19 protein-coding genes and 1 pseudogene are annotated in these 22860 nt (G+C 59.2%); 7 read left to right on the top strand and 13 right to left on the bottom strand.

Translation table 11 applies throughout. The features are described 5' to 3' along the window. Positions 1 to 4: 4 nt before the first annotated feature. The 3 genes from JTJ32_RS25055 to JTJ32_RS25045 form a co-directional block, all read right to left on the bottom strand. The gene (locus JTJ32_RS25055) at positions 5 to 1456 is read right to left on the bottom strand and encodes a hypothetical protein (RefSeq protein ID WP_236059449.1); all 1452 of its coding nucleotides are present in this window, start codon (positions 1454 to 1456) and stop codon (positions 5 to 7) included. Positions 1457 to 1601: 145 nt separating this feature from the next. Next, positions 1602 to 3782, bottom strand: coding sequence for an autotransporter outer membrane beta-barrel domain-containing protein (locus JTJ32_RS25050; protein ID WP_210043647.1), 2181 nt, complete (start codon positions 3780 to 3782; stop codon positions 1602 to 1604). A 205-nt stretch (positions 3783 to 3987) separates the two neighbouring features. Beyond that, on the bottom strand, positions 3988 to 6003 hold the full coding sequence (locus tag JTJ32_RS25045; protein WP_236059446.1) for a hypothetical protein: 2016 nt from the start codon (positions 6001 to 6003) through the stop codon (positions 3988 to 3990). Between the two features lie 305 nt (positions 6004 to 6308). Between JTJ32_RS25045 and JTJ32_RS25040 the strand changes: the two genes are divergently transcribed. The 3 genes and pseudogenes from JTJ32_RS25040 to JTJ32_RS25030 form a co-directional block, all read left to right on the top strand. Further along, positions 6309 to 7058: a response regulator gene (locus JTJ32_RS25040; protein WP_184323297.1), complete on the top strand. Its 750-nt coding sequence runs from the start codon at positions 6309 to 6311 to the stop codon at positions 7056 to 7058. Further along, the gene (locus tag JTJ32_RS25035; protein ID WP_099227230.1) at positions 7055 to 8110 is read left to right on the top strand and encodes a sensor histidine kinase; all 1056 of its coding nucleotides are present in this window, start codon (positions 7055 to 7057) and stop codon (positions 8108 to 8110) included. The genes JTJ32_RS25040 and JTJ32_RS25035 overlap by 4 nt, the downstream gene beginning before the upstream one ends. Before the next feature lie 158 nt (positions 8111 to 8268). Next, positions 8269 to 8361: pseudogene (locus JTJ32_RS25030) on the top strand (EF-hand domain-containing protein); the annotation flags it as partial. 63 nt (positions 8362 to 8424) lie between these two features. Here JTJ32_RS25030 and JTJ32_RS25025 read toward each other — a convergent pair. From JTJ32_RS25025 to JTJ32_RS24990, 8 genes are all read right to left on the bottom strand, one after another. Then, entirely contained in the window at positions 8425 to 9474 is a 1050-nt protein-coding gene (locus JTJ32_RS25025) for an AI-2E family transporter (protein ID WP_210043646.1), read from the bottom strand. Positions 9475 to 9565: 91 nt separating this feature from the next. Next, the gene (locus JTJ32_RS25020; protein WP_408004639.1) at positions 9566 to 10396 is read right to left on the bottom strand and encodes a DUF4892 domain-containing protein; all 831 of its coding nucleotides are present in this window, start codon (positions 10394 to 10396) and stop codon (positions 9566 to 9568) included. Between the two features lie 127 nt (positions 10397 to 10523). Next, positions 10524 to 11375: an alpha/beta fold hydrolase gene (locus JTJ32_RS25015; protein WP_210043644.1), complete on the bottom strand. Its 852-nt coding sequence runs from the start codon at positions 11373 to 11375 to the stop codon at positions 10524 to 10526. Next, on the bottom strand, positions 11372 to 12193 hold the full coding sequence (locus JTJ32_RS25010; RefSeq protein ID WP_210043650.1) for an alpha/beta fold hydrolase: 822 nt from the start codon (positions 12191 to 12193) through the stop codon (positions 11372 to 11374). Before JTJ32_RS25010 ends, JTJ32_RS25015 begins: the two co-directional genes overlap by 4 nt. Before the next feature lie 297 nt (positions 12194 to 12490). Next, complete coding sequence (locus JTJ32_RS25005; RefSeq protein ID WP_099227225.1) at positions 12491 to 12934, bottom strand: hotdog fold thioesterase; 444 nt, start codon at positions 12932 to 12934, stop codon at positions 12491 to 12493. Positions 12935 to 13001: 67 nt separating this feature from the next. Next, entirely contained in the window at positions 13002 to 13457 is a 456-nt protein-coding gene (gene sixA / locus JTJ32_RS25000) for a phosphohistidine phosphatase SixA (protein ID WP_210043643.1), read from the bottom strand. Next, positions 13454 to 13798, bottom strand: coding sequence for a DUF4389 domain-containing protein (locus tag JTJ32_RS24995; protein ID WP_210043642.1), 345 nt, complete (start codon positions 13796 to 13798; stop codon positions 13454 to 13456). Before JTJ32_RS24995 ends, sixA begins: the two co-directional genes overlap by 4 nt. Positions 13799 to 13823: 25 nt before the next feature. Beyond that, positions 13824 to 14849, bottom strand: coding sequence for an NAD(P)H-dependent glycerol-3-phosphate dehydrogenase (locus JTJ32_RS24990; RefSeq protein ID WP_099227222.1), 1026 nt, complete (start codon positions 14847 to 14849; stop codon positions 13824 to 13826). Positions 14850 to 15133: 284 nt separating this feature from the next. Between JTJ32_RS24990 and JTJ32_RS24985 the strand changes: the two genes are divergently transcribed. The 4 genes from JTJ32_RS24985 to JTJ32_RS24970 all read left to right on the top strand — a co-directional run bounded on the left by JTJ32_RS24985 (position 15134) and on the right by JTJ32_RS24970 (position 20077). Next, a complete protein-coding gene (locus JTJ32_RS24985; protein ID WP_210043641.1) occupies positions 15134 to 17059 on the top strand; it encodes a response regulator in 1926 nt (641 codons plus the stop codon). 220 nt (positions 17060 to 17279) lie between these two features. Then, entirely contained in the window at positions 17280 to 17795 is a 516-nt protein-coding gene (gene fabA / locus JTJ32_RS24980; protein WP_024686114.1) for a 3-hydroxyacyl-[acyl-carrier-protein] dehydratase FabA, read from the top strand. A 10-nt stretch (positions 17796 to 17805) separates the two neighbouring features. After that, a complete protein-coding gene (fabB, locus tag JTJ32_RS24975; RefSeq protein ID WP_099227220.1) occupies positions 17806 to 19023 on the top strand; it encodes a beta-ketoacyl-ACP synthase I in 1218 nt (405 codons plus the stop codon). A 202-nt stretch (positions 19024 to 19225) separates the two neighbouring features. Further along, positions 19226 to 20077, top strand: coding sequence for a pirin family protein (locus tag JTJ32_RS24970; RefSeq protein ID WP_210043640.1), 852 nt, complete (start codon positions 19226 to 19228; stop codon positions 20075 to 20077). Between the two features lie 17 nt (positions 20078 to 20094). Here the strand turns inward: JTJ32_RS24970 and JTJ32_RS24965 are convergent, their stop codons facing one another. Together JTJ32_RS24965 and htpG are read right to left on the bottom strand one after the other, a co-directional pair. Further along, positions 20095 to 20829, bottom strand: coding sequence for a dienelactone hydrolase family protein (locus JTJ32_RS24965; RefSeq protein ID WP_210043639.1), 735 nt, complete (start codon positions 20827 to 20829; stop codon positions 20095 to 20097). 91 nt (positions 20830 to 20920) lie between these two features. Further along, complete coding sequence (gene htpG / locus JTJ32_RS24960) at positions 20921 to 22828, bottom strand: molecular chaperone HtpG (protein WP_210043638.1); 1908 nt, start codon at positions 22826 to 22828, stop codon at positions 20921 to 20923. Positions 22829 to 22860 lie beyond the last annotated feature (32 nt).

Here is a 22860-nt window from a genome sequence, read left to right as displayed (position 1 = left end):
ATGTTCACTGCACCAGCGTCAGGTTCAGCGTCGGGAACAGTTCCTCGCTCGCCCCATTATCGAAGCTGACCTTGACCTCGACGGTCAGCGCACCCAATGGAATGGTTTGCAGGTCAGCTTTTTGCACGTCCACCGCCAGATAGCCAGTATCGATGTCGTGCTGAGTCACGGCGTAACGATCCAGTGCCGGCAGAGGCGAACCCGTGGATAGCAACGTGAGGCTGACCTGCTGGGCAACCGCCATAAACATCCAACGGCTCAGTCTGAACGTTGCATACCCATCCACATTGGCGAGGCTGAGCCGGCCGGATGAAATGCCCGGACGGGCACACTGGACTGTCGGCCAGCGCTCGCCTGCAAGCCTCTGCACGCTCAACTCATGATGATCCGACTCCACAACAGACCCGTTACCGCTTACCCGGTAATACACCGGGATGTTTCTGCCCATATGCGGGGGAACGTACTCCGGCGGTACACTGAATCGTTTGCCGGTCAGGTCCGCCGCCCTGGTTTGATACTCGCCATAGGTTCCAGGGGTGGACCATTGTACTTCGATCACATCGCCGGGCTTGAAGACTGCGGTATCGGGGATCACAACCGTCACGCCACCACGAGCACTATAAGGATCAAGGCGGCTGCTGATCGAGCTGCCGACAGCCTCTGCCACCGTGGGGCTGGGCAGCAGACGCGGAACCGGCTGAGCATTGATCGTAAGTTTGACCCGCTCTGAATAACTCGTCTCGTTTCCTGCCCGGTCGCGCAGTTGATAGAAGGCGAAACGCTCACCATCCCCCCGGTCAACGATCATGCGGCCCGGAAACACCAGCGACAGTGGCTGGCTTTCTCCGCGGGACAGCGTTCGGCTGCCTACCTCATCACCTGGCGACACGTGAGACTGATCGTCGCTCCAGTACCAGACGATGACATCCCCTGGCTTGAAATCCGTATAAACCGGGACTAGCGCTACTGCCTGATCTCCGTGATCAAGCAAATATTGCTCTGTGATGGTGTCCGTATCGAATGCCAATGGGCTGACGAAAGAGCCGATGACTGGCGGTGTCAGGTCGATGCTGACGGGCTGCGTGCCGGAGAAGTTAGTGTCACCATTGGGGGTTATCAATTCGTACCATACCTCATGAAGCCCCTGAACCAGGCGAATCACAGGTACTTCGAACAAAAGCTGGTCCGAGGGTATGACCGGGTACAGGTCACTGTCCCACTCACGCTCCTCAACCAGATGTTGAGTAAGGCCCGTCTTCCAGTACAGACGCAGGACGGTTTTAAAGCCTGAGATTGGAATATGCACCCAGGCGGGGATACTCACTGGCAAGGGACGGGTGACGGCGCTGGCAGGCAGCAGATCAGTTTCATCCCATTGGGGATCGTTGGGCAGCAATGCGGCCACTACTGGCGGGGGCAAGTTTTGTTGCGGGGATTGCTGAGCAGTCGTCATCATGAACTCTCCATCAACATGCCTCCTGGCCAGGAGTCATGACCGGTTAACTGCCATACATTCAATACCTCCATTGCCGATTTCGACACTCTCAGAATTGCGAGGTTGATAGAGAAAAAGGCCGTAATGGCCTTTTTCTTTCTTGCACTTACCAGTTATAACGCAGCCCGATATTGGCACCCCAGGGTTGTTCGATATGATTGCCTCGGCTGTAATCGAAATCGGCATGCACGTGCCACGCGTCCGAGAGGGACATGGCCATGCCTACGCCCAACTCGCCTCGAGAGCCTGATAAATCGTTATTGAATCGGTTGTCATTGACCTGTACTTCATTTTCGTCAATGAACTCATGAACCAGCGCGGCACGGATATAAGGCTGCACAATACGTCCATCACCCACATCGAAGTTACGCCCCGCGGTCCCGCCCAGTTTCGCCAGCAGCGAACCGGTCCGTTCGCCTTCGGCGCGCATGCCGCTGGACAACTCATAGTCCTTGCCGCCGACTACAAGACCGGATACTTGCCCGAAGGGTTCGATGAAGTAACCGTTGGCCAGACGGATGTGTCGACCGATCTCCAGAGACGCACCCACTCCATTATTGTCGTAGTCACTTGTGGCCTGCTGCCCGTCACTCATGGTGACATCAGCTTTGTTACGCAAATGATTGATCTTAACGACGCCGTCAAAGTAATAACCACTCTGTTCGTCCAGCCACGTCGCGTAGGCACCGGCATAGTAGCTGTCGACCGTGCCGGTAGTGCCGCGCTGCAGGTCGAGATCGGACTTGCTGTAGCCGGCCATGACACCCACCAGCCATTGCCCGTCACCCACTGGCAGCGGTGCGTCCGCCCCCAGGCTCAATCCACTCATGGATTGCCGATAGCCGACACCTGCGCTCTGCTCCACATCGTAGCGACTGCCGTAAGCTCGCATCCAGCCCCCGGCGTTACCGGGATGGCTTCGCAACTCGCCCATGCGTGTACGCAACGTCGTCATTTCACCGTACCAGATCGTCGGCGCGGCATTGAACAGAGCCAGCACCGAGCTTGTACCCGGGCTGATCGTCCTGGTAGCGGCATCCAGATACCAATCATTGCCTTCGCGCACCAGATCATAAGACCACGTGCCTTGATCGACAGGCCCGCCTAACAGGCTGAATTGCGCATCCCCATCACCGATATGCACCATGTGCAGGCTCGTATCGTTGAGCGGATCTTCTCCACTGGCGGTCACGGCCAGTTGATGATTGCCACTGGCCGTGCCGGAGACGTCGAGAAAATCGTTCTGGCCTCGAGCGAAATCCGCCTCCATGGCGAAGATGCCGCTGCCCGCAAGATTGTCTACCGACAGCTTGTAAAATGCACCTGGCTTACCGAATCGCACCGTCCCACCTGCCATCGCGAGATTTTCAACCTTGCCGTCGCCGGTCATGACCCACTGCGCATTACTGTTGACGGCAAGGCGCTCGACGTTTTGCAGGTTACCCGTCAGGGTGGCGGAATTCTGAAGCACCAGTTGGGCCGTGGCACCCTCCTCCACGATGACATTGCCGTTCAGTCGACTGTTGTCAACCGTCATGCTTGCAGCAGCACTGCCGGTGACCTCCAGCAAAACGTCTCCCGCCCCTTGAAGCGTCGATCCGTTGTTGACATGGATCTGCGCGGCCGTCGACGGCAGGCCGTAATCGCCCACCAAAATGGCAGCACCGGTCGTGCCCTGTACAGTTGCACCGTCGAGGATCAATGTGTTCGGGGTGGACAGATCGCTGCCTGGGTTAATAGCGACTCCGTTGCCGCCACTGATCGTACCGCCGTAGATGTTTGCCCGCCCGTTACCCATCTGCATACCCCAGGTACCGCCGCTGATCTGAGCGTTGCGAGCGGTGAACTCGCCGAACGTGCCGACCTGGACACCGATCACTCCCCCACTGATGACGCTGTTCTGGACAGTGGCGCTCGATCCACCGGGAACAGTGCTGATGCTACCCAGCGACAATCCTATCGTCGTGCCCGTGATCGTACTGCCGACGATACCGGCAGTGGCGTTCAATAAAGACACGCCTGCACCGGAGCCCGTGACACTGGAACCGTTAAGCACAAGACCTGAGCCCTGCTCGACAATGATATTAAGCGCACCGGCACCATTAGCCGTGAGAGTGGCACCGTTGAAAACACGGTAATCGGTTATCGGTGTGGTCCCATCGATGGTCCTGTCGAACCGTACACCTTCGGCAACGACCTGCTCACCGATCAGCAGAAAAGGAATTAGCGCCAGAGGTTTGAATGAGAATAATAAAAGCGAGCGACCGACAGGCGAGGAATGGTTCATCTAGGGCATCTCCAGACTACGAACTGCTGGTTCGCCTGTCGGCGAACCAGCGAATAACGAAAGGGCGTCAAGAGTAGATAGACACTCCTCCATCTTCTATCAGACAAGTCAACGTTTACCGTAGGAATCTTCCTACAACTAACGGGCGGTCTGAATATCGTTCTGTCGGGATTGCGCACTGCCTCAGTATTGTTCGCTATAACATTCAAGGAAATTCAGGCAAGGACGTTATATTACATGTCCCACTTGGATCACCCAGGTCCTGAATACCGACAACGGTATCGACGAATTGCGAAGTGACGATATTACTATTAATGGACAGTGTATAAATCAAATGAGCATATGCCCAACCATTAGTCGTTTCCAACTGGGCCGGCAGTATATATTTGCTATAAGGCTGCACAAACCATTCGATACCGTTTACGTCTGCATCTGCCCCAATGGTCAACTCCTGGCTCAATTCGGTTCCAGGGACATCCGTCGTCTGGTCTGCCTCTTTCAAGACCCAACTCACGGTAATTTTCTCTCCACCGATCAGGTATCTGGATGCAGGTACGCTCACCCGGTACCCGACCTCACCATCACTGGTACGCTTGCGCAACGAGTCGCAGTTGAGCAGCGAGATACTACCGACACTTGAAATATCCGGGAATGTCGCAGCGGCCAGGATAATTGGCACTGCGTCGACTTTTACCCACGTCTCGTGTGACCGCTGAGGATTGATAAATTCCACATGAGTGATCGTGTAATACACCGGCACGTCGCCCGGCCCACCGGCCTCGATTTCACTCCACCGGACCGTTACTGAAACTTCATCACCGAGGCTTTCAGTGCCGTCGAGCGTAACGGTCGCAGCCAACGCAACGCCATTCCAGTACACCGTGATGACTTCGTCAGCACGGGTAGGACTGTAGAGCTTAATGGTAGCGGTTGCGTCCTTGCCTTGATCGGCATCTATCAGGTGGTCAGGTGTCGCCGAGTCGCCCGTGACGACCACGGGATTCAGAGAGATGTTGACCGGATCCGGCTCATCCGGATTTACAGGCCCCGGGTAGGCAAGATTGACGTCTACCTCAATGCCGTCGGCACTGGGCAGGGGGAAAGGCGTCGTGCCGCGCAGCACCTCGTAGGTGACCGGCACAGTCATGTCATAAGGGGCGGAGACGGGAGCCGTGTACTCGCGCTTGAGGTGCTCCCAACTGACGACAACTTTAACCGGAAAAGGGTTATCCCCTTCCCCGATTCGTTTTGGTGTCAGCTTTGTTGCTCCCCATTTGACCACGACATCGTCATCGGGAATGTACTGATCAAACCCTGGAATCTCGACTGTCACGCCCAGCCGTGCATCCGCCAGGTCGATCAAACCGTCACTGGCCAGCGGAACAACAGGGGGTTTCAGGTTGGCAGGCAATGGCCCTCTCGCGACCGCAACGGTCCGCACACGAGAGGGTCTGCTGCGGTTTCCGGCCTTGTCGAACAGCTCATACGCCACATAGTGATCCCCTGATGGGTAGCGCTCCACCAGATTACGTGCCACCAAGACTCTCCGGTCTGCGGGTAGCAGTTGCGATACATCCGGGACGATCGGTTGATCGGGGGGCGGAACCTTGTCCGACCAGACAATCGCAATCGTTACAAACGCCTTCTTGTCTTCAACAAAATCCGGCACTGTCACGAACACGCCATTGTCGGCGTCAAGCACTGCGTCATCGACTGAGCCGGGGTCATCGATAGCGGGAGGATCGTCAGGACCGTAAGGCGGAGTGCGGTCCACAGTAATCGGCTGGTCCAGGGAGTATTCGATGTTGGCCGAGTTCCAGCCTTTTACACCGTACCTGAAATGGAACAGGCCTTCACTGCGTAGGAAGTGCCTTTGCTCAATGAATCGGTCCAACGGAAAGGTTTCAGTAATAGGAGTGGTGAAGGATTCACTCAAAAGTTCAATGTACTCGCTGGAACCGTCGGGTCGCCATTCAAAGTGCAAATCCTCCAACGCACCGGGCGGTGGATTTGTCTGTCGCCAGTCCTCCACCTTGATCGCGAGATTTCCCTTCAGTGCAGCAATGGGAAGCAGCCCGTCGGCATCTCCAGAAAAGGCATCGACGACGGTGACAGGGGGCAGTTGCATGCTCCTGTAGCTGTTTAATTCCCTCTGTTGCCTGATGTAGCGTTCTCGTACCTGCCTGGCATGCAGTGCATCATATTTGGGTTTTGAAGGCATGGTTGAATCTCCGGTCTGTGCATTGCATAGCCGCTAAGCGGGCCGTCGGCCATGCGGGGCGCGCCGCCCTGCCTGTCAGTGGACATCCAGAGTGAATCAGGCACCACTCCCGGATCTGCCAGCTTGACAACTCATCGCCCGGGGATTTCAGCCGTGACATGGAAAAATGTGTCTGAATTGATACAGTGAGGACATGCGCACGACATTCAGAATCGACACGCTTGCGCACCGCACACCAGACGCCCGAATCCAGCCATGGCAAGCGGCTCGTTCATGACAGGCAGCCAGCGAGACAGCAAACACTTATGCAAGCAATGACCGACAGTGCGGCCGATGATGGGGCCACTGAGCAGCGCTGGACCACCCGCGCCCTGATCGTCGATGACGACGTGGCGATCCGTGAACTGCTGTGTGATTACCTCACGCGCTTCAACATCCAGGCACGCGGCGTGACTGACGGCGCCCAGATGCGCCAGGCCCTGAGCGAGGAAAGCTTCGACGTAGTAGTGCTGGACCTGATGTTGCCCGGCGAAGACGGCCTGTCGCTGTGCCGCTGGCTGCGCAGCACCTCGGACATCCCGATCCTGATGCTGACCGCCCGCTGCGAACCCACCGATCGGATCATCGGCCTGGAACTGGGTGCGGATGACTACATGGCCAAGCCGTTCGAACCCCGCGAGTTGGTCGCGCGCATCCAGACCGTCCTGCGTCGGGTTCGCGATGAACGCAGCGATCAACGCAGCACGATTCGCTTCAACACCTGGCGCCTGAACAGCGTGCTGCGCCAGTTGACCGCGCCTGACGGCCTTGTGGTGCCACTGTCGAACGCCGAGTTTCGCCTGCTTCGGGTCTTCATCGAACGCCCGCATCGCGTGCTGAGCCGCGAGCAGTTGCTGGATGCCGCCCGTGGGCGCTCGATCGAGGCGTTTGATCGCAGCATCGACCTGCTGGTCTCGCGTCTGCGCCAGAAACTGGCTGACGACCCGAAGAACCCGCAACTGATCAAGACTGTACGCGGCGAAGGCTATCTGTTCGATGCCAGGGACCTGGGTTGATCCGCAGGTTCGATACGCTCTTTGCGCGGCTGTTCGGCGGCGCGCTATTGGCCATCCTGCTTGCGCATCTGCTGGCGTTCATATGGTTCATGAATTACGGCATGCACCCTATGCCGCCTCCGCCCATGGTCGAACCCTCTGCGCAACATGATCAAAGCCGTCCGGATAATCAGGGTGAACGACGCAGGCCGCCGAGGCCGCCCTTACTGGGCGGCCCGGTGGTCCCGCTGATCTTTCAATTCATCACCCTGATCATCGCCGCCTGGTACGGCGCCAAGGCGCTGAGCCGTCCCGTACAACGCTTGAGCGACGCCGCCGAACGCCTGAGCGAAAACCTTGACAGCCCGCCGCTGGAAATCTCCGGCCCGCGGGAAGCACGTCAGGCCGCGCAAACCTTCAACCTCATGCAGCACAAGCTGCGCGAGCAGATGCAGCAACGCGGGCGCATGCTCGCAGCGGTTTCTCATGACCTGCGCACCCCCTTGTCGCGGCTCAAGCTGCGTGTCGAACAGATTCAGGAACCCAGGCTGCACGGGCAAATGACCCAGGACCTCAATGACATGATCAACATGCTCGATGCGACCCTGGCATACCTTAACGAACACCGCAGGACCGAAATACTTCAGCAACTGGATCTACAGGCGCTGATCGAATCACAGGCCGAAAACGCCCAGGACAACGGCGACGATGTTCAATACGAGGGCCAGTGTAAACCGCTGAAGACCCAGCCCATGGCGCTGCGCTCATGCCTGCATAATCTGGTCGATAACGCCCTGCGCTATGCCGGCAGCGCCCGGATTGTGATCGAGGACAGTGCTGATGGGGTCAAGGTCTCGGTCATCGATCACGGCCCAGGCATTGCGCCGGAACTGCATGAGAGCGTATTCGAACCGTTCTACCGCCTGGAAGGCTCGCGCAACCGCAACTCAGGTGGCGTCGGCATGGGCATGACCATCGCCCGCGAAGCCGCACGACGCATCGGGGGCGAGCTGACACTTGAACAGACGCCCGGAGGCGGCCTGACAGCGGTGCTGCATTTGCCTCGTCCTTGAACAGCGGCTTATCGGCCTTGTTACACACCTCACCCTCCTCGACAAACGCTGCCTTGAGGCTGCATGCACCGGCACACCGTTGCCGGCCATCGTCATCTCAGGGCAGTGAGCACGATGATCAACGGCATCGGCAACGATGGATTTTCAGCTGAAAGCCCCAGGCCCTGGGCAAGATGATCGCCGCGCTGGGTGAGCGCTATGAAACCGAAGGCAGCAAGCCGGTCGGGCGGTATCTCGATACGGCGGCCTGAGAAACGAAGCCGCCGCCGGTGTCTACCGCGCGACGGGACCGTGATGCAGCGCAAGACATTGAATCAGCGTGGCGTGCGACCACGCTCACTGCCGACCCAATCCGTCAACAGGCTGTAAGCCACTGCCAGCAACGTCGGTCCGATAAACAGACCGATAAACCCGAACGCCAGCAGCCCGCCAAACACCCCCAGCAATACGATCACCAACGGCAAATTGCCGCCGCGGCTGATCAGGTATGGCTTGAGCACGTTGTCCACGCCACTGATGATGAACATGCCCCAGATGCCGAGGAACACGGCCATGCCATATTCGCCCTGCCACACCAGCCAAGCGGTGGCAGGCAGCCACACCAGGGGCGGGCCCATGGGGATCAGGCTGAACAGGAAGGTCAGAATGCCCAGCACCAGCGCGCCGGGAATGCCTGCGATGAGGAAACCGATCAGCGCCAGCACCGCCTGGGCAGCGGCCGTGCCGATCACACCGTTGACCACCCGTTGAACGGTACCGGCGACGAGATCCAGATAATACTGGGCGCGGTCGCCGATCAGGCGTTCCAGCAGGCTGAGCACGAAGGCTGCCAGACGCGGGCCGTCGCGGTAGAAGAAGAACGCGAAGACAATGCTCAGGGTCAGCTCGAGAATGCCGCCGCCGATCTGCGCACTGCGCGCCAGCAGCCAGTTGCCGACTTCGCCCAGATAGGGTTTGACCGTGGCCATGAACGCAGCGCCCTGCTGATCGATGGTGGTCCAGAAACCCACCAGCCGCTCACCCACGATAGGAATACCCGCCAGCCACGCGGGCGGATCAGGCAAGCCATCAACCTGTACATCCCTGACGAACGCCGTCGCGTCACGCACGTGATCGGCCAGGTTGAAACCCAGCCACACCAGTGGCGCTGCCACCAGTAACAGCCAGCACAGGCTCATGACCAGCGCCGCCAACGACTCGCGCCCCTTGAACCAGCGTGTCAGCAGGCGCATCAGCGGCCAGCTGGCAAAGGCCAGCACCGCGCCCCAGACCAGTGCCGACCAGAACGGGGCCATCACCCACAGGCAAGCGCCGAACAGGGCCAGCAGCAGGATCTGAACCAGTAGACGATCGTTGTTGAACATGAAGGGCCTGCAAGAGGAAATCGGAAGTGGCGAGCATAAAGACGAACACGGCTCGCGTCAGCTGTATTCGCCATGGACGGGAAACAGATCGTTAGCGAATCACCTCAATGGACAGACCTTTTTTATCGGTACTGCCGGTTTCCAGCCGTGCCGCACGCACGCCCTTGGCGATCAGCGCCTCGCGCCATGCAGCAGCGTTGGCTCCGGAAACGGTGGCTCGCAAGGTACTGTCAAGGTTGAGTCCGCGCGAGATCAGCGTCACCCAGACCTCCTGGGGTTCGCCACCTAGCCTTGGCAGATCGAGCTTGCCGGTGCTCTTGAGCTGACGCAGCAAGGTGGCCGAGGTGGGCAGGAGATCGCCCAGGGGTGCGGCTGACTCGAACTGCTCGACATGCAGATAGGCGCGACGATTGCCTCGCGTGATGCTGTAAAGCGCAACCAGCGTGTCGGTATTGGGCTCGGCAAGACGCAACAGCAAATAAGCCTGCCGGTCATCAGCACCATACAGTTTGGAGTTGCCGAACACCTCGTTGGCCCACAGGCTGCTCTCACCACAGTCACGGGCCTGACACCAGAACAGCAGCTCGGCACCCTGTTGTTGCAAGGCTTCGCGTGCGGCAGTGAAGGCATCGTCGGAAGCGTGTTCAGCAGGCAGTTGATAGGTGACCGAGGTCAGATTGCCTCGCGCACTGACCTGACCATCGAACCGCAACTGGCCGCTGATCTTGCGGATCGAGCCCATCGGATAGATGCGCTCGAGCTCGGCCCGTGGGCGATAGTCAACGATTTCCGAGCCAGTCAGACGCGGCAGAATCTGCAGGTCCTGACTGCCCGGCAGATCGGCAGCTCCGACCATGGCACTGAAGACCGTCGCAAGGAATGCAACGAATGGAACACTTGATACACGCATGAGTGCTCTCATTGGCAGGCGGACGAAAGTAAAGCGCGAGGGGCATTGCCGACAAGGCAATCTTGCAGAGTGGAGGATAGGTCCATCGTGGTTGGCTCCTGTTTCAACCTGCTCAGCGTCGGCAGTTGCCGACCGCAAGTCAAGAAGCAGCGAAGAAGCGATTGAAACAGCGTGCAACAGCGCACGCGCCCTCCTCATCATCCAGATGCAGATGATGGCCGCCCTGCAAGGTTTCGATGCCGAAAGGCAGACGTTCGATCACCTCGTGTTTTTTCGCCAACATGCCTTGCCGGGCGATGACCAGTTGCGTCGGACAGCGCACATTATTGATGAACGCCATCGCCTGCTCGTGCGTCAGACGCGTCGCAGAAGGCAGCGTCAGGCGGCTGTCGCTGCGCCAGGTGTACCCGCCCGGCACCGGCATCAGTCCGCGCTGCGCCAGCCACTCGGCGGCCTCGCGGCTGACCGCCACCACGCCCTTCATGCGCGCCTGAATGGCCCGGTCCTGATCCTGATAAACCGGCTTTTTCTTGCCGGGCAAAGCCAGTTGTGCCTGCAGCGCAGCGCCCATTCGTTCGGCGGCATCAGCCTCGCCGGTCAGCGGAATCAGGCCGTCGATCAACGCAAGCCGGGCAACCCGTTCAGGCAGCGCGCCGGCCAGCATGACCGAAATGATTGCCCCCAACGAATGCCCCAGCAGCGCGAAGCGCGACCAGCCCAACTGCTCGGCGACCTGTAAAACATCGAACACATAATCGGCCAGGGCATAGCTGGCACCCGCCGGCCGGTGATCGGAATGACCATGTCCGGCAAGGTCCAGCGCCACGATGCGCAGGCCTTCAAGCTTCGGGGCAAGCCGCGCAAAGCTGTTGGCGTTGTCGAGCCAGCCATGCAGCGCGATGACCGGCATGCCGTCTTCAGGACCAAACAGATGCGCCGCCAGCTCAATGTGCCCGAGGCTCAGCCGTACTTCCTCGACAGGACACTTCATGCAGAGGTTTTCCCGGCATGACGTCGTGCGCTGCGTTCATCCCAGCGCATGAACAGTGATTTGAGCAACTGTGCCGTTTCATCCGGCCGCTCCAGTGGAAACATGTGCCCTCCCGGCATCGACAGGTATTCGCCTTCACGCATGCGCCTGGCCAGATAGCCATGGTGCGGCATGATCACACGGCTGTGCTTGCCACGCACCATTGCCAGCGGCACCTTGAGATGCCGCGACGGAAGCGGGCTGGTGTGCGGAATGCTGCGATAAATGCTGATCTCGGTGGCCGGATCGAAGCGCAGGCGCAACTGCTCGCCATCCTGCTGCAGCCCGTGCTGCAGATAGGCGTCCAGGCATTCCGGATCGAACCGGCGAAACAGCGTCTTGCCGGAAAAATAGGCCCGGGCCGATTCCAGGTCGGCGAACGCCTCGCGACGCCCCAGTGTTCGACCCGCAGGCGTGATCCGGTCAATGAACCCCAGGCGCTTGGCTGCGCGGATGAATAACTGATCAGCCAGCCCCAGCACAGGCGAATCGAGCATCACCACCCCGTGGTAAAGCTCAGGGCAACGCAGGGCCGCATGCAAGTGCAACAACCCGCCCAGCGAATGCCCAACCCCCCACACCGGCCCGTCCTGGTCACGCAAATGATGGATCAGTTCATCGACCAGATTCAGCCAGTTGTCGTCGACAGGAAAACGCGGATCATGGGCATGCTGTTCCAGATGCGCGACCGTATATTGAGGTCCCAGCGCAGCGAACAGTTTGCCGTAGGTGGCCGAGGGGAAGCCGTTGGCGTGGGCGAAGAACACGGGCTGGGGCATGCCGATAGACTCAGGGACCGGACGAGTAGCCATTGTGCGCACCGGCCTTGAGCCACGACAACGATTGGAACTGCCATCAAAGGTGTCACTCCGGCCATCGCACCGCGTTAATGCCATGACCAGAGCAAGACGCTTTCACAGCTTCTCGGCAAATCAACCAAACGACGCGTTCATGTAAGCGATCTGAAACTCACAAGCCTGCATGACCAGCGCGCTGACGTCGGCAGAGGGTGCGGATTGGATTGTCTGTAGCCCAAACCGGAACAATGGGCGCCGCTTTGATCGCCAAGACTCGAATCAGCGAGCTGGCGGCTCCTGCCCGTGTGGCACCACCGCGACGGTCAGTCGCGAGATACAGCTCAATTTGCCTTCATCAGTCGTGATTCGAATGTCCCAGACATGGGTGGTGCGACCGAGGTGCACCGGTTTTACCACGCCTGTGACTCGTCCGGAACGCACGCCACGCAGATGGTTGGCGTTGACCTCGAGCCCTACGCAGAAAAATTTGTCCGGATCCACGACCAGATAGCTGGCCATCGAACCCAGTGACTCGGCGAGCACGACCGACGCCCCTCCGTGCAGCAGGCCGAAAGGCTGATGGGTACGCTGATCGACCACCATGCTGGCGGTCAGGGAGTCGTCCGTGAAGGCTTCGAAGCGGATATCCAGCACTTCGCCGATGGTGTTCTTCTGCGCCTTCATCAGGGCGTCGATATCAGGGGTGACACGCCATACACTCATGTTCAGTCCTTTTTATGGTGGGGTGACGCTGGTTTTCACACGGCGAGCGGCCAACTTGCGGGTCCGCTCAAACGTGACGAATGCTGTTGAGGTTCATGCCGCCCGCAAGCACATGCTCGCCTTCCAGCTCGGCAAGGCTGGCCGTACTCATCGGCTCGGCATGCTGATAACTGCCGTGGACCAGCAGCCCGATAAGAGCGCCGACCAAAGGCTGGTGGCTGACCAGCAGGACTTCGTCAACCGCGAGTGTCGCCAGATGGTCCAGAACCTCTCGCGGATCGCTGTCTGGTGTCAGCCAGGACACGGTCACGATCGCGTCATCGAAGCCGAGCGACCTGTGCACCAGTCCGGCCGTCTGCTGCGCGCGGACATAAGGGCTGGCAAGGATTTTCTGCAGTGGCTTGTCGGTCAGGTGGACAGCGCTCTTGAGCACTTCTTCGCGACCGTGAGCGGTCAGTTCTCGCTCGGCATCGCTGCGCGCCCTGGACTGGGCTTCACCGTGGCGCAGCACCCAGACCTTCATAGCTCAGGCTCCTCGTCGCGCACCGGATGCGGTGCCGGCGCAACACAATGCGCCGCTTCGCCCTCCGGAACGCGAGGCGTTGGCCAATCGGCGAACGGCCAGGGTTTCTGATCCGAATGAAAGGTGCCGAAACGGCCAATCTGGGCCAGGAACTGGCTGAGGCTGTCGCCAAAATTCATCAGGCTGCCGCTGGGTGCGCCGTAGATCAGGCGATAGCCCAATTGCACCAGCACCACGCCTGCCAACACCACTTCCGCGACCTGCCAGACAATGATGAACAGCAGCATCCAGAGGATGCGCAGCGCGATGGATTCGTTCTTCTGGGTATTCGACTCGTTCAAGATCCTTCTCCCGGCTGAGGTGGTTTCAATTGAAGCCCGTGATTGAAATGAAGTCGACGTCCGTCTTGGGCTCGGCGCGCATCAGCGCCTCGATCACCTGATTGAGCGTACGACCTTCGAAAAGGATGGCATGCAGGCCCGCGACCAACGGCATATAGACCTGAACTTCCTGGGCTTTGACCTTGAGCACCCTGAGGGTGTTCACCCCTTCTGCAACCTCGCCCAGACGCGTGACAGCCTCGTCCAGCGTCAGCCCCTGGCCCAGCGCGAACCCGACCTGATAATTGCGGCTCTTCGGCGACGAACAGGTGACGATCAGGTCGCCGACTCCGGCCAGCCCCAGAAAGGTCATTGGATTGGCACCCTGGGCCACCGCAAAGCGGGTCATCTCGGCCAGCGCGCGCGTGATCAGCATGCTTTTGGTGTTTTCCCCCATATCCAGTGCCACGGCCATGCCGGCGATGATCGCGTACACGTTCTTCAGCGCCCCGCCCAGTTCGACACCGAACCGGTCAGCGCTGGCATACACACGAAACGTACGACCATGCAGAACAGCCTGCACCTGCTGACACAGCGCCTCGTCTTCGCTGGCGACGACCGTGGCGGTCAACGCATGCTCGGCGATTTCCCGTGCCAGATTTGGTCCGGACAACACACCGATGCGCGCCTGTGGCACGATCTCTTCGAGGATCTGGCTCATCAGCTTGAAGGTCTGTGCTTCGATACCCTTGGTCAGGCTCACCAGCATCTTGCCGCTCAGGCATTCGACGTGAGGTGAAAGCACACTGCGCAGGGCGCTGGAGGGCAATGCGACGAAAATCAGCTCGCTGCCTTCAAGCGTTGCGGCCAGATCGGTGACAGGCTCCACTTCCGGCCGAACCTTGATGCCCTTGAGGTAGCGCGGGTTTTCACGATTGACGCGAATGGCCTCCGCCTGCTCGGGATCACGCATCCACTGGCGAACCTGATGACCGTTTTCGGCCAGAAGATTTGCGATGGCCGTGCCAAAGCTGCCGCCACCAAGAACCGCTACAGGCTGCTGCGTGGTCATAAATCAATCCATCCTGGGCCATTGATTGGCGATGTCGGCATTATACGGAGCGTTGCGTCATCGGCCAGCGTCAAACGCGCCAGAGCCTGTCAGCAAATAATAAGGTGTCTGGAAACTGCCGCCATCTCGGTTAACATGCGCGCACACTGCATGCATTATCGTGAACATCGCCTCTTGCGCAGCCAGACCGATGCCACTGATGCACTGAAACAAACCAGCGAGCGCACCGGCATGGATGCATCAATCGATTTTCAGGGACAGGCCCCTGCCAACCGGGGCTGGCGATGACGTTTCGTCACTGGGACATCAATACCCGCACGCAAATGATCAGCCTCGGCCCGGCGCTGCTTCTGACTGTCCTGCTGATTGGTTTCTTCACGTTCGTGCGCATTCAGGATCTGCGCCAGGAGCTCAATCACACCGGCCAGCTGATCGCCAACCAGTTGGCCCCTGCTGCCGAGCCAGGGCTGCTGGTCGGCGACACCGAAAGCCTCAAGGGCCTGATGCGCGCCACGCTGTCCATGCCCAGTGTTCGCTATGTAGAAATTCAGGACAGCTCCAACACCGTTCTGGTCTACATCGATCAACCACGGGAAAACGAGCACCAGACCCGTCAGATGGAAATTTTCCAGGCACCGGTGCGTGCCCAGCATCTGGTGGTGCAAAAGGCTCCTGCCACAGGCGCGCAAACCCCGACGACAGGCTCCAGACATTATCTGGGCCGGGTATTGGTCGGCATGTCCAGCGAGGCCTTCAACCGACGCCAGCAGGAGATCCTGCTCAAGGCCGGCATCCTGGCGCTGTGCGCACTGTTATTCACCTTTCTGCTGGCCAGACGTCTTGCGCTCAGCCTGTCGCGCCCGATCAGCCGTATGGGTGAAGCCCTGAAGGCCATTCAGCAAGGCGATTACCGAACGCCGCTGCCGGTCAGCGACGATGCCGAGCTTGGCGCGCTGGCGCGGCACATCAATAACCTGGCAGCGAATCTGGACAAGGCCAGTCTGGAGCAGCAGCGTTCCATGGCACAGCTTATCCAGACCCGTGAGGAAGCGGAACAGGCCAACCGTGCCAAATCCGACTTTCTGGCGATGATGAGCCACGAATTGCGCACCCCCATGAACGGTGTGCTGGGCATGCTGCAACTGTTGGAAACGACCCGCATGACCGACGAGCAGAGCGAATATGCTGCGCTCGCGACCGAGTCCACCGAGCATCTTTTGCGGGTCATCAACGACATTCTCGATTTCTCGCGCATCGAACGCGACGCGCTGCAAATGGAAGGCATTGCGTTCAATCTGGCCGAACTGGTCAACGCCTCGACCCAGGCCTTCAACCACAACGCACAGCAGCGCAACCTGCAGCTGAATCTGCACGTTCAGCCCGGTCTGGGATCGCTGACGGTCATTGGCGACCCGACGCGCATCCGGCAGATTCTGGTCAACCTGATCGGCAACGCGCTGAAGTTCACCGAAGAAGGCAGCGTCTGCATCAAGGCTGGCTGGAGCCTGATCGATGACGACCAGTTGCTGTTTGCCTGCACCGTTCAGGACAGCGGGATCGGCATTCATGCCGACATGCTGGAATCCATGTTCGACGCCTTTCAGCAGGCCGACAGCTCCATTTCCAGACGCTACGGCGGAACCGGTCTTGGGCTGCCGATCGCGCGCACGTTGGCCGAGCGCATGGGCGGCACCCTGCACGCACAGAGCGAAGAAGGCCAAGGCTCACTGTTCACCCTGCAGATCCCACTGCCGGTCTCACGGCAACTGCCCGTCGATAAGCGCCAGCCACTGTCGGCCCTGGACGCCTCGGGCAAGGAACGCAGTGTTCTGCTGGTCGAAGACAATCCGGTGAACCGTACCGTGGTCCAGGCGATGCTGCACAATCTGGGATGCCGGGTGGACATCGCCATTGATGGTGCCCAGGCCGTGACCATGGCCAGTGCAGGAGAATACGGTCTGATTCTGATGGACTGCCGACTGCCGGTCATGGACGGCTATGAAGCCACGCGTCGGATCAGGCAGCTGGAAGGTCTTGAGCAACTGCCGATTATCGCTTTGACGGCCAATGCACTGCAGGGTGATCGTGACGCCTGTTTACAGGCGGGCATGGACGACTACCTCGCAAAGCCATTCAAACACGCTGATTTACAGCAGGTTTTGCGGCGCTGGCTATTCTTTCGGACACCTGCGACTGGCGATAAATGTTAAATTGCGGCAGTCTTGACCTTCTGATCGACCCTTAACGGCGGTCGAATGACAAAATTCAGTGCACAGGTGTACTTTGATTTCTCCTGTCCTGTGACTTTCACTACAACGCAACAGTCTATGAGTAGGCTGCCGGACATAGTCCTGGCAAATTAGTCCGCCAGGACTGGCGTTTGGGCCAGTGGCGCCCCAACCTGCCGCACAAGATCATTGAGGAGCTCGCATGACCAAACAACACGCCTTTACCCGGGAAGACCTGCTGCGCTGCAGTCGTGGCGAGCTGTTCGGCCCAGGTAATGCGCAACTGCCCGCCCCCAATATGCTGATGGTTGACCGCATTACGCACATCAGCGAAGAAGGCGGCAAGTTCGGCAAGGGTGAGTTGGTCGCCGAACTCGATATCAATCCTGACCTGTGGTTCTTTGCCTGTCACTTCGAAGGCGACCCTGTAATGCCGGGCTGCCTGGGCCTTGACGCCATGTGGCAACTGGTCGGTTTCTATCTGGGCTGGCAAGGCAACCCCGGCCGCGGGCGTGCCCTGGGTTCGGGTGAAGTGAAGTTTTTCGGCCAGGTCCTCCCGACCGCCAAAAAAGTCACCTATAACATCCATATCAAACGCACCATGCGCGGCAAACTGGTCCTGGCAATCGCCGACGGTACCGTGAGCGTTGATGGTCGCGAAATCTACAGTGCCGAAGGTCTTCGTGTCGGCCTGTTCACTTCCACTGAAAATTTCTAAGGGTAATCGCATGCGCCGCGTCGTTATCACTGGTCTGGGTATTGTTTCCTGCTTGGGCAATGACAAAGACACCGTCACCGCTAACCTGCGTGCCAACCGCCCTGGCATCAAATTCCAGCCGGAATATGCCGAAATGGGTCTGCGTAGCCAGGTTGCCGGCTCCATCGACCTCAACCTCGAAGAACTGATCGATCGCAAGATTTTCCGTTTCGTCGGCCACGCGGCAGCCTATGCCTACCTGGCCATGAAAGACGCCATCGCTGACTCCGGCCTGACCGACGAGCAGGTGTCCAACGTGCGCACCGGCCTGATCGCTGGCAGCGGCGGCGCGTCGACGCTGAATCAGATGGAAGCGCTGGATATCCTGCGTGAAAAAGGCGTCAAGCGCGTCGGCCCTTACCGCGTCACGCGGACCATGGGCAGCACCGTTTCCGCCTGCCTGGCCACGCCCTTCAAGATCAAGGGTGTGAACTACTCCATCTCGTCCGCCTGCGCCACCAGCGCCCACTGCATCGGCAACGCTGTCGAGCAGATCCAGTTGGGCAAGCAGGACATCGTCTTCGCAGGCGGTGGCGAAGAAGAACACTGGAGCCAGTCGTTCCTGTTCGATGCAATGGGCGCGCTGTCGACCCAGTACAACGAGACGCCGGAGAAGGCTTCCCGCGCGTACGACGCCAAGCGTGACGGTTTCGTCATCGCAGGCGGCGGCGGCATGGTCGTGGTCGAGGAGCTGGAACACGCGCTGGCGCGCGGCGCGAAGATCTACGCGGAAATCGTCGGCTACGGCGCGACTTCCGATGGCTATGACATGGTCGCACCAAGCGGCGAAGGTGCCATCCGCTGCATGCAGATGGCACTGTCGACCGTTGAAGGCCCGATCGACTACCTGAACACCCATGGCACCTCGACCCCGGTCGGCGATGAAATGGAAATGAACGGAGTGCGTGCAGTCTTCGGCGACAAAGCCCCGGCGATCAGTTCCACCAAGAGCCTGTCAGGTCACTCGCTGGGCGCCGCTGGCGTTCACGAAGCGATCTACTGCCTGCTGATGATGGAAAACAAGTTCATCGCCGGCTCCGCCAACATCGACGAGCTGGACCCGAAAGTCGCTGACATGCCAATCCTGCTGGAAACACGGGAAAACGCAAAGCTCGATCGCGTCATGAGCAACAGCTTCGGCTTCGGCGGCACCAACGCCACGCTGGTTCTGCAGCGCTACCAAGCGTAAGCAAGAACCCGTGCAAGACAGAAAAGGCGCCTTTCGAGGCGCCTTTTCCGTTTTCGGACTGCGGTACGCAGCAGGCTGGATGAAAACACTTGTCGGGGCGGCTTGCCGCAGGAAATCGGTCATGCCGACCATGACGTTCTCCCCTCGCCCTGCCCGCGTTATGATTCCAGACACTCCCTGACCGACCATCGAGACCCGAACCATGCTCACCCTCACACCACGCGCCGAAACGGTGGAAGGCCAGCCGATTCTGCGTCCCCTGCCCTCCGCACGCTGCCGCAGCATCGGGCCATTCGTATTCTTCGACCACATGCTGGCGACGGATTACCCGCCAGGCACCGGCATGGATATCCGCCAGCACCCGCATATCGGCCTGTCGACGCTGACGTATCTGCTGGAAGGCGAACTGCAGCACAAGGACAGCCTGGGCAGCGACCAGTGCGTCAAGGCAGGAGATGTAAGCTGGATGACGTCAGGCGCAGCCATTGCTCATATCGAACGCACACCGGCCCCCTTGCGGGTGCGCGGCTCGCGCCTGCATGGCCTGCAGATCTGGCTCGCGTCACCTCGCGACCATGAACAAGGTCCAGGTCATTACAGCTATCACCCGGCACACAGCCTGCCGCAACGCGACAATATGGGCATTTTCATACGGATGCTGGCCGGTAGCGGCTTTGGACTGCAATCACCCGTACCGGTGCTCTCAGACACGCTGTACGCCGAATTGCGCCTGCAGACCGCCACAACCCTGGCGATCGAGCCGGAACATCAGGAGCGCGCGCTGTACGTTTTAGAGGGTGAAGCTGCACTGGACGGCACGCCGGTCTTGCCCTGCACGCTGGTCGTGCTGGAGCCGGGAACCACTGTCAATCTGTGCGCGGAAAGCGAATGCCATGCCGTTCTGATAGGCGGCGCAGCACTGGACGGGCCGCGTCGCATGAACTGGAATTTCGTTGCCAGCGATCCCGTACTGATCGAAAGCGCACGCCGTCGATGGGCAGAGGGCGACTGGCCGACCGTTCCGGGAGAAACGGGCCGGATCGAGCTGCCTTGATCCGGCCCTTGATGCTCTTATTTCTCGTTGAACACTTCGTTCAACAGATCGTGCATTGACTTGAAGGCGCGCGCAGCGACCTTGGCGTCGTACATCATCTTGCCCGGAACATTGGCGTGCGGATCGGTGAACGAATGGAAGGCGCCACCGTAGTTGTGCAACTGCCAGTCCACATTCGCCGCATTCATTTCGTCTTCGAACGCCAACTGCTGATCTTTGGGCACCATCGGATCCGATGCGCCGTTCAGGACCAGAACAGATCCCTTGATATTGCCGGCATCGGCAGGGTTTGGCGTGTCCAGCGTGCCATGGAAGGATATGGCTGCCTTGAGGTCTGCGCCGCTGCGTGCCAGCTCCAGTGAACAGCAGCCGCCGAAGCAGAAGCCGAACGTCGCGATACGTTTGGCGTCCAGTGACACACCTGCCTGACTCAGCAGCAGATCAAGACCGGCCTGCATGCGCTTGCGCAGCAATGCACGATCATCTTTCAGCGGCATCATCGCTGCGCCTGCTTCATCACCATTGGCCGGGCGAATTTTCTGACCATAAAGGTCGGCCAGCAGTACCACATAGCCCTGCTCAGCCACGGCCTTGGCGATGTCTTCGGCGCCTTCGCTGACACCCATCCAGTTGGGCGCCATCAGCAGACCCGGACGTGACGAGGTGGCGCTGGCGTCGTACACGAGACGACTTTCATAGGGCTGGCCATCAATCTGATGCACCACGGAACGGACAGTAATCTTGCTGCTCATCGCTGACTCCTGATCATTTGAGTTTCGAAAAAATACAGTGCGAAAGCACAAACAAAAAACCCGCCGAAGCGGGTTTTCTGTCATTCGGTCATCAAACCGACAGTTCTACCAACAGCTTGTTCAGACGGCGCACGTAAGCGGCCGGATCTTTGAGGCTGTCACCGGCAGCCAGTGCAGCCTGATCGAACAGGATGTGCGACAGGTCGCCAAAGCGCTCTTCGCTCTGCTCGGCGTCCAGTTTGCCGATCAGAGGGTGCGCCGGGTTGAACTCGAAGATCGGCTTGGAATCCGGAACCTTCTGACCACTGGCTTCCAGAATCTGACGCATCTGCAAGCCCATGTCCTGCTCGCCGATGGCCAGAATTGCAGGTGAATCGGTCAGACGATGCGACACACGCACTTCACTGACAGACTCGCCCAAGGCCGTCTTGATACGTTCGATCAAGCCTTCCTTGTCCTTGGCGATTTCCTCCTGAGCCTTCTTGTCCTCTTCGGAGTCAAGTTTGCCCAGATCCAGATCACCACGTGCCACATCGACGAAACCCTTGCCATCGAAATCGCTCAGGTAGCTCATCAGCCACTCGTCGATACGGTCGGTCAGCAGCAACACTTCAATGCCTTTCTTGCGGAAGACTTCCAGGTGCGGGCTGTTCTTGACCTGAGCGTAGGACTCGCCGGTCAGGTAGTAGATCTTGTCCTGACCTTCCTTGGCGCGAGCCAGGTACTCGGCCAGAGAAACGCTCTGCTCGCCACTCTCGTCGGAGGTGGAGGCGAAGCGCAGCAGGCCGGCGATCTTCTCCTTGTTGGCGAAGTCTTCTGCCGGGCCTTCCTTGAGGACCTGACCGAAATTCTTCCAGAAGCCCTTGTACTGCTCAGGCTCGTTCTTCGCCAGCTTTTCCAGCATGTCGAGGACGCGCTTGGTCAGCGCCGACTTCATGGAGTCGATGATCGGGTCTTTTTGCAGGATCTCGCGGGACACGTTCAACGACAGGTCATTGGAATCGACCACGCCCTTGATGAAGCGCATGTACAACGGCAGGAACGACTCGGCCTGATCCATGACAAACACGCGCTGCACATACAGCTTCAGGCCACGCGGCGCTTCGCGCTGATACAGGTCGAACGGAGCACGGGCCGGCACATACAGCAACGAGGTGTACTCCAGCTTGCCTTCGACCTTGTTGTGGCTCCAGCTCAGCGGGTTCTCATAGTCATGAGCGACGTGCTTGTAGAACTCCTGATATTCCTCGTCCTTCACGTCGGAACGGGAACGGGTCCACAGCGCGCTGGCGCGGTTGACGGTTTCCCACTCGAGCGCCGGCGCCTCTTCACCTTCTGCCGCCGGAGCCTGCTCTTTCGGCAGCTCGATAGGCAGAGCGATGTGGTCGGAATACTTCTTGATGATGTTGCGCAGACGGTAGCCATCAGCAAACTCGTCTTCGCCGTCCTTAAGGTGCAGGACGATGCGTGTTCCGCGCTCGGCCTTGTCCAGGGTCGCGACTTCGAACTCGCCCTCACCCTTGGACGACCAGTGCACACCTTCGCTGGCAGGCAGGCCCGCGCGGCGACTGAACACCTCAACCTGACTGGCGACAATGAATGCCGAGTAGAAACCGACGCCGAACTGACCGATCAGGTGCGAGTCCTTCTTCTGGTCGCCCGAAAGGTTTTTCATGAAATCAGCTGTACCGGATTTGGCGATGGTCCCCAGATGGGTGATCACATCGTCACGGCTCATACCAATGCCGTTGTCTTCAAGCGTCACGGTCTTCGCGTCCTTGTCGAAGCTCACGCGAATCTTCAGCTCAGCGCCGCCTTCCAGCAACTCAGGCTTGGACAGCGCCTCGAAACGCAATTTGTCGACCGCGTCAGACGCGTTCGAGATCAATTCGCGAAGGAAGATTTCCTTGTTGGAATACAGCGAATGGATCATGAGGTGAAGCAGTTGCTTTACCTCGGTCTGGAAGCCCAGGGTTTCCTTTTGAGTTTCCACACTCATGGTCATCAAACTCCGATCTGGATGGCATAAGC

Origin of the sequence: Pseudomonas alliivorans (assembly GCF_017826695.1) — a bacterium.
In the GTDB taxonomy this organism is placed as follows: Bacteria; Pseudomonadota; Gammaproteobacteria; order Pseudomonadales; family Pseudomonadaceae; genus Aquipseudomonas; species Aquipseudomonas alliivorans.
This window is presented reverse-complemented; position numbering and strand designations above follow the sequence as displayed.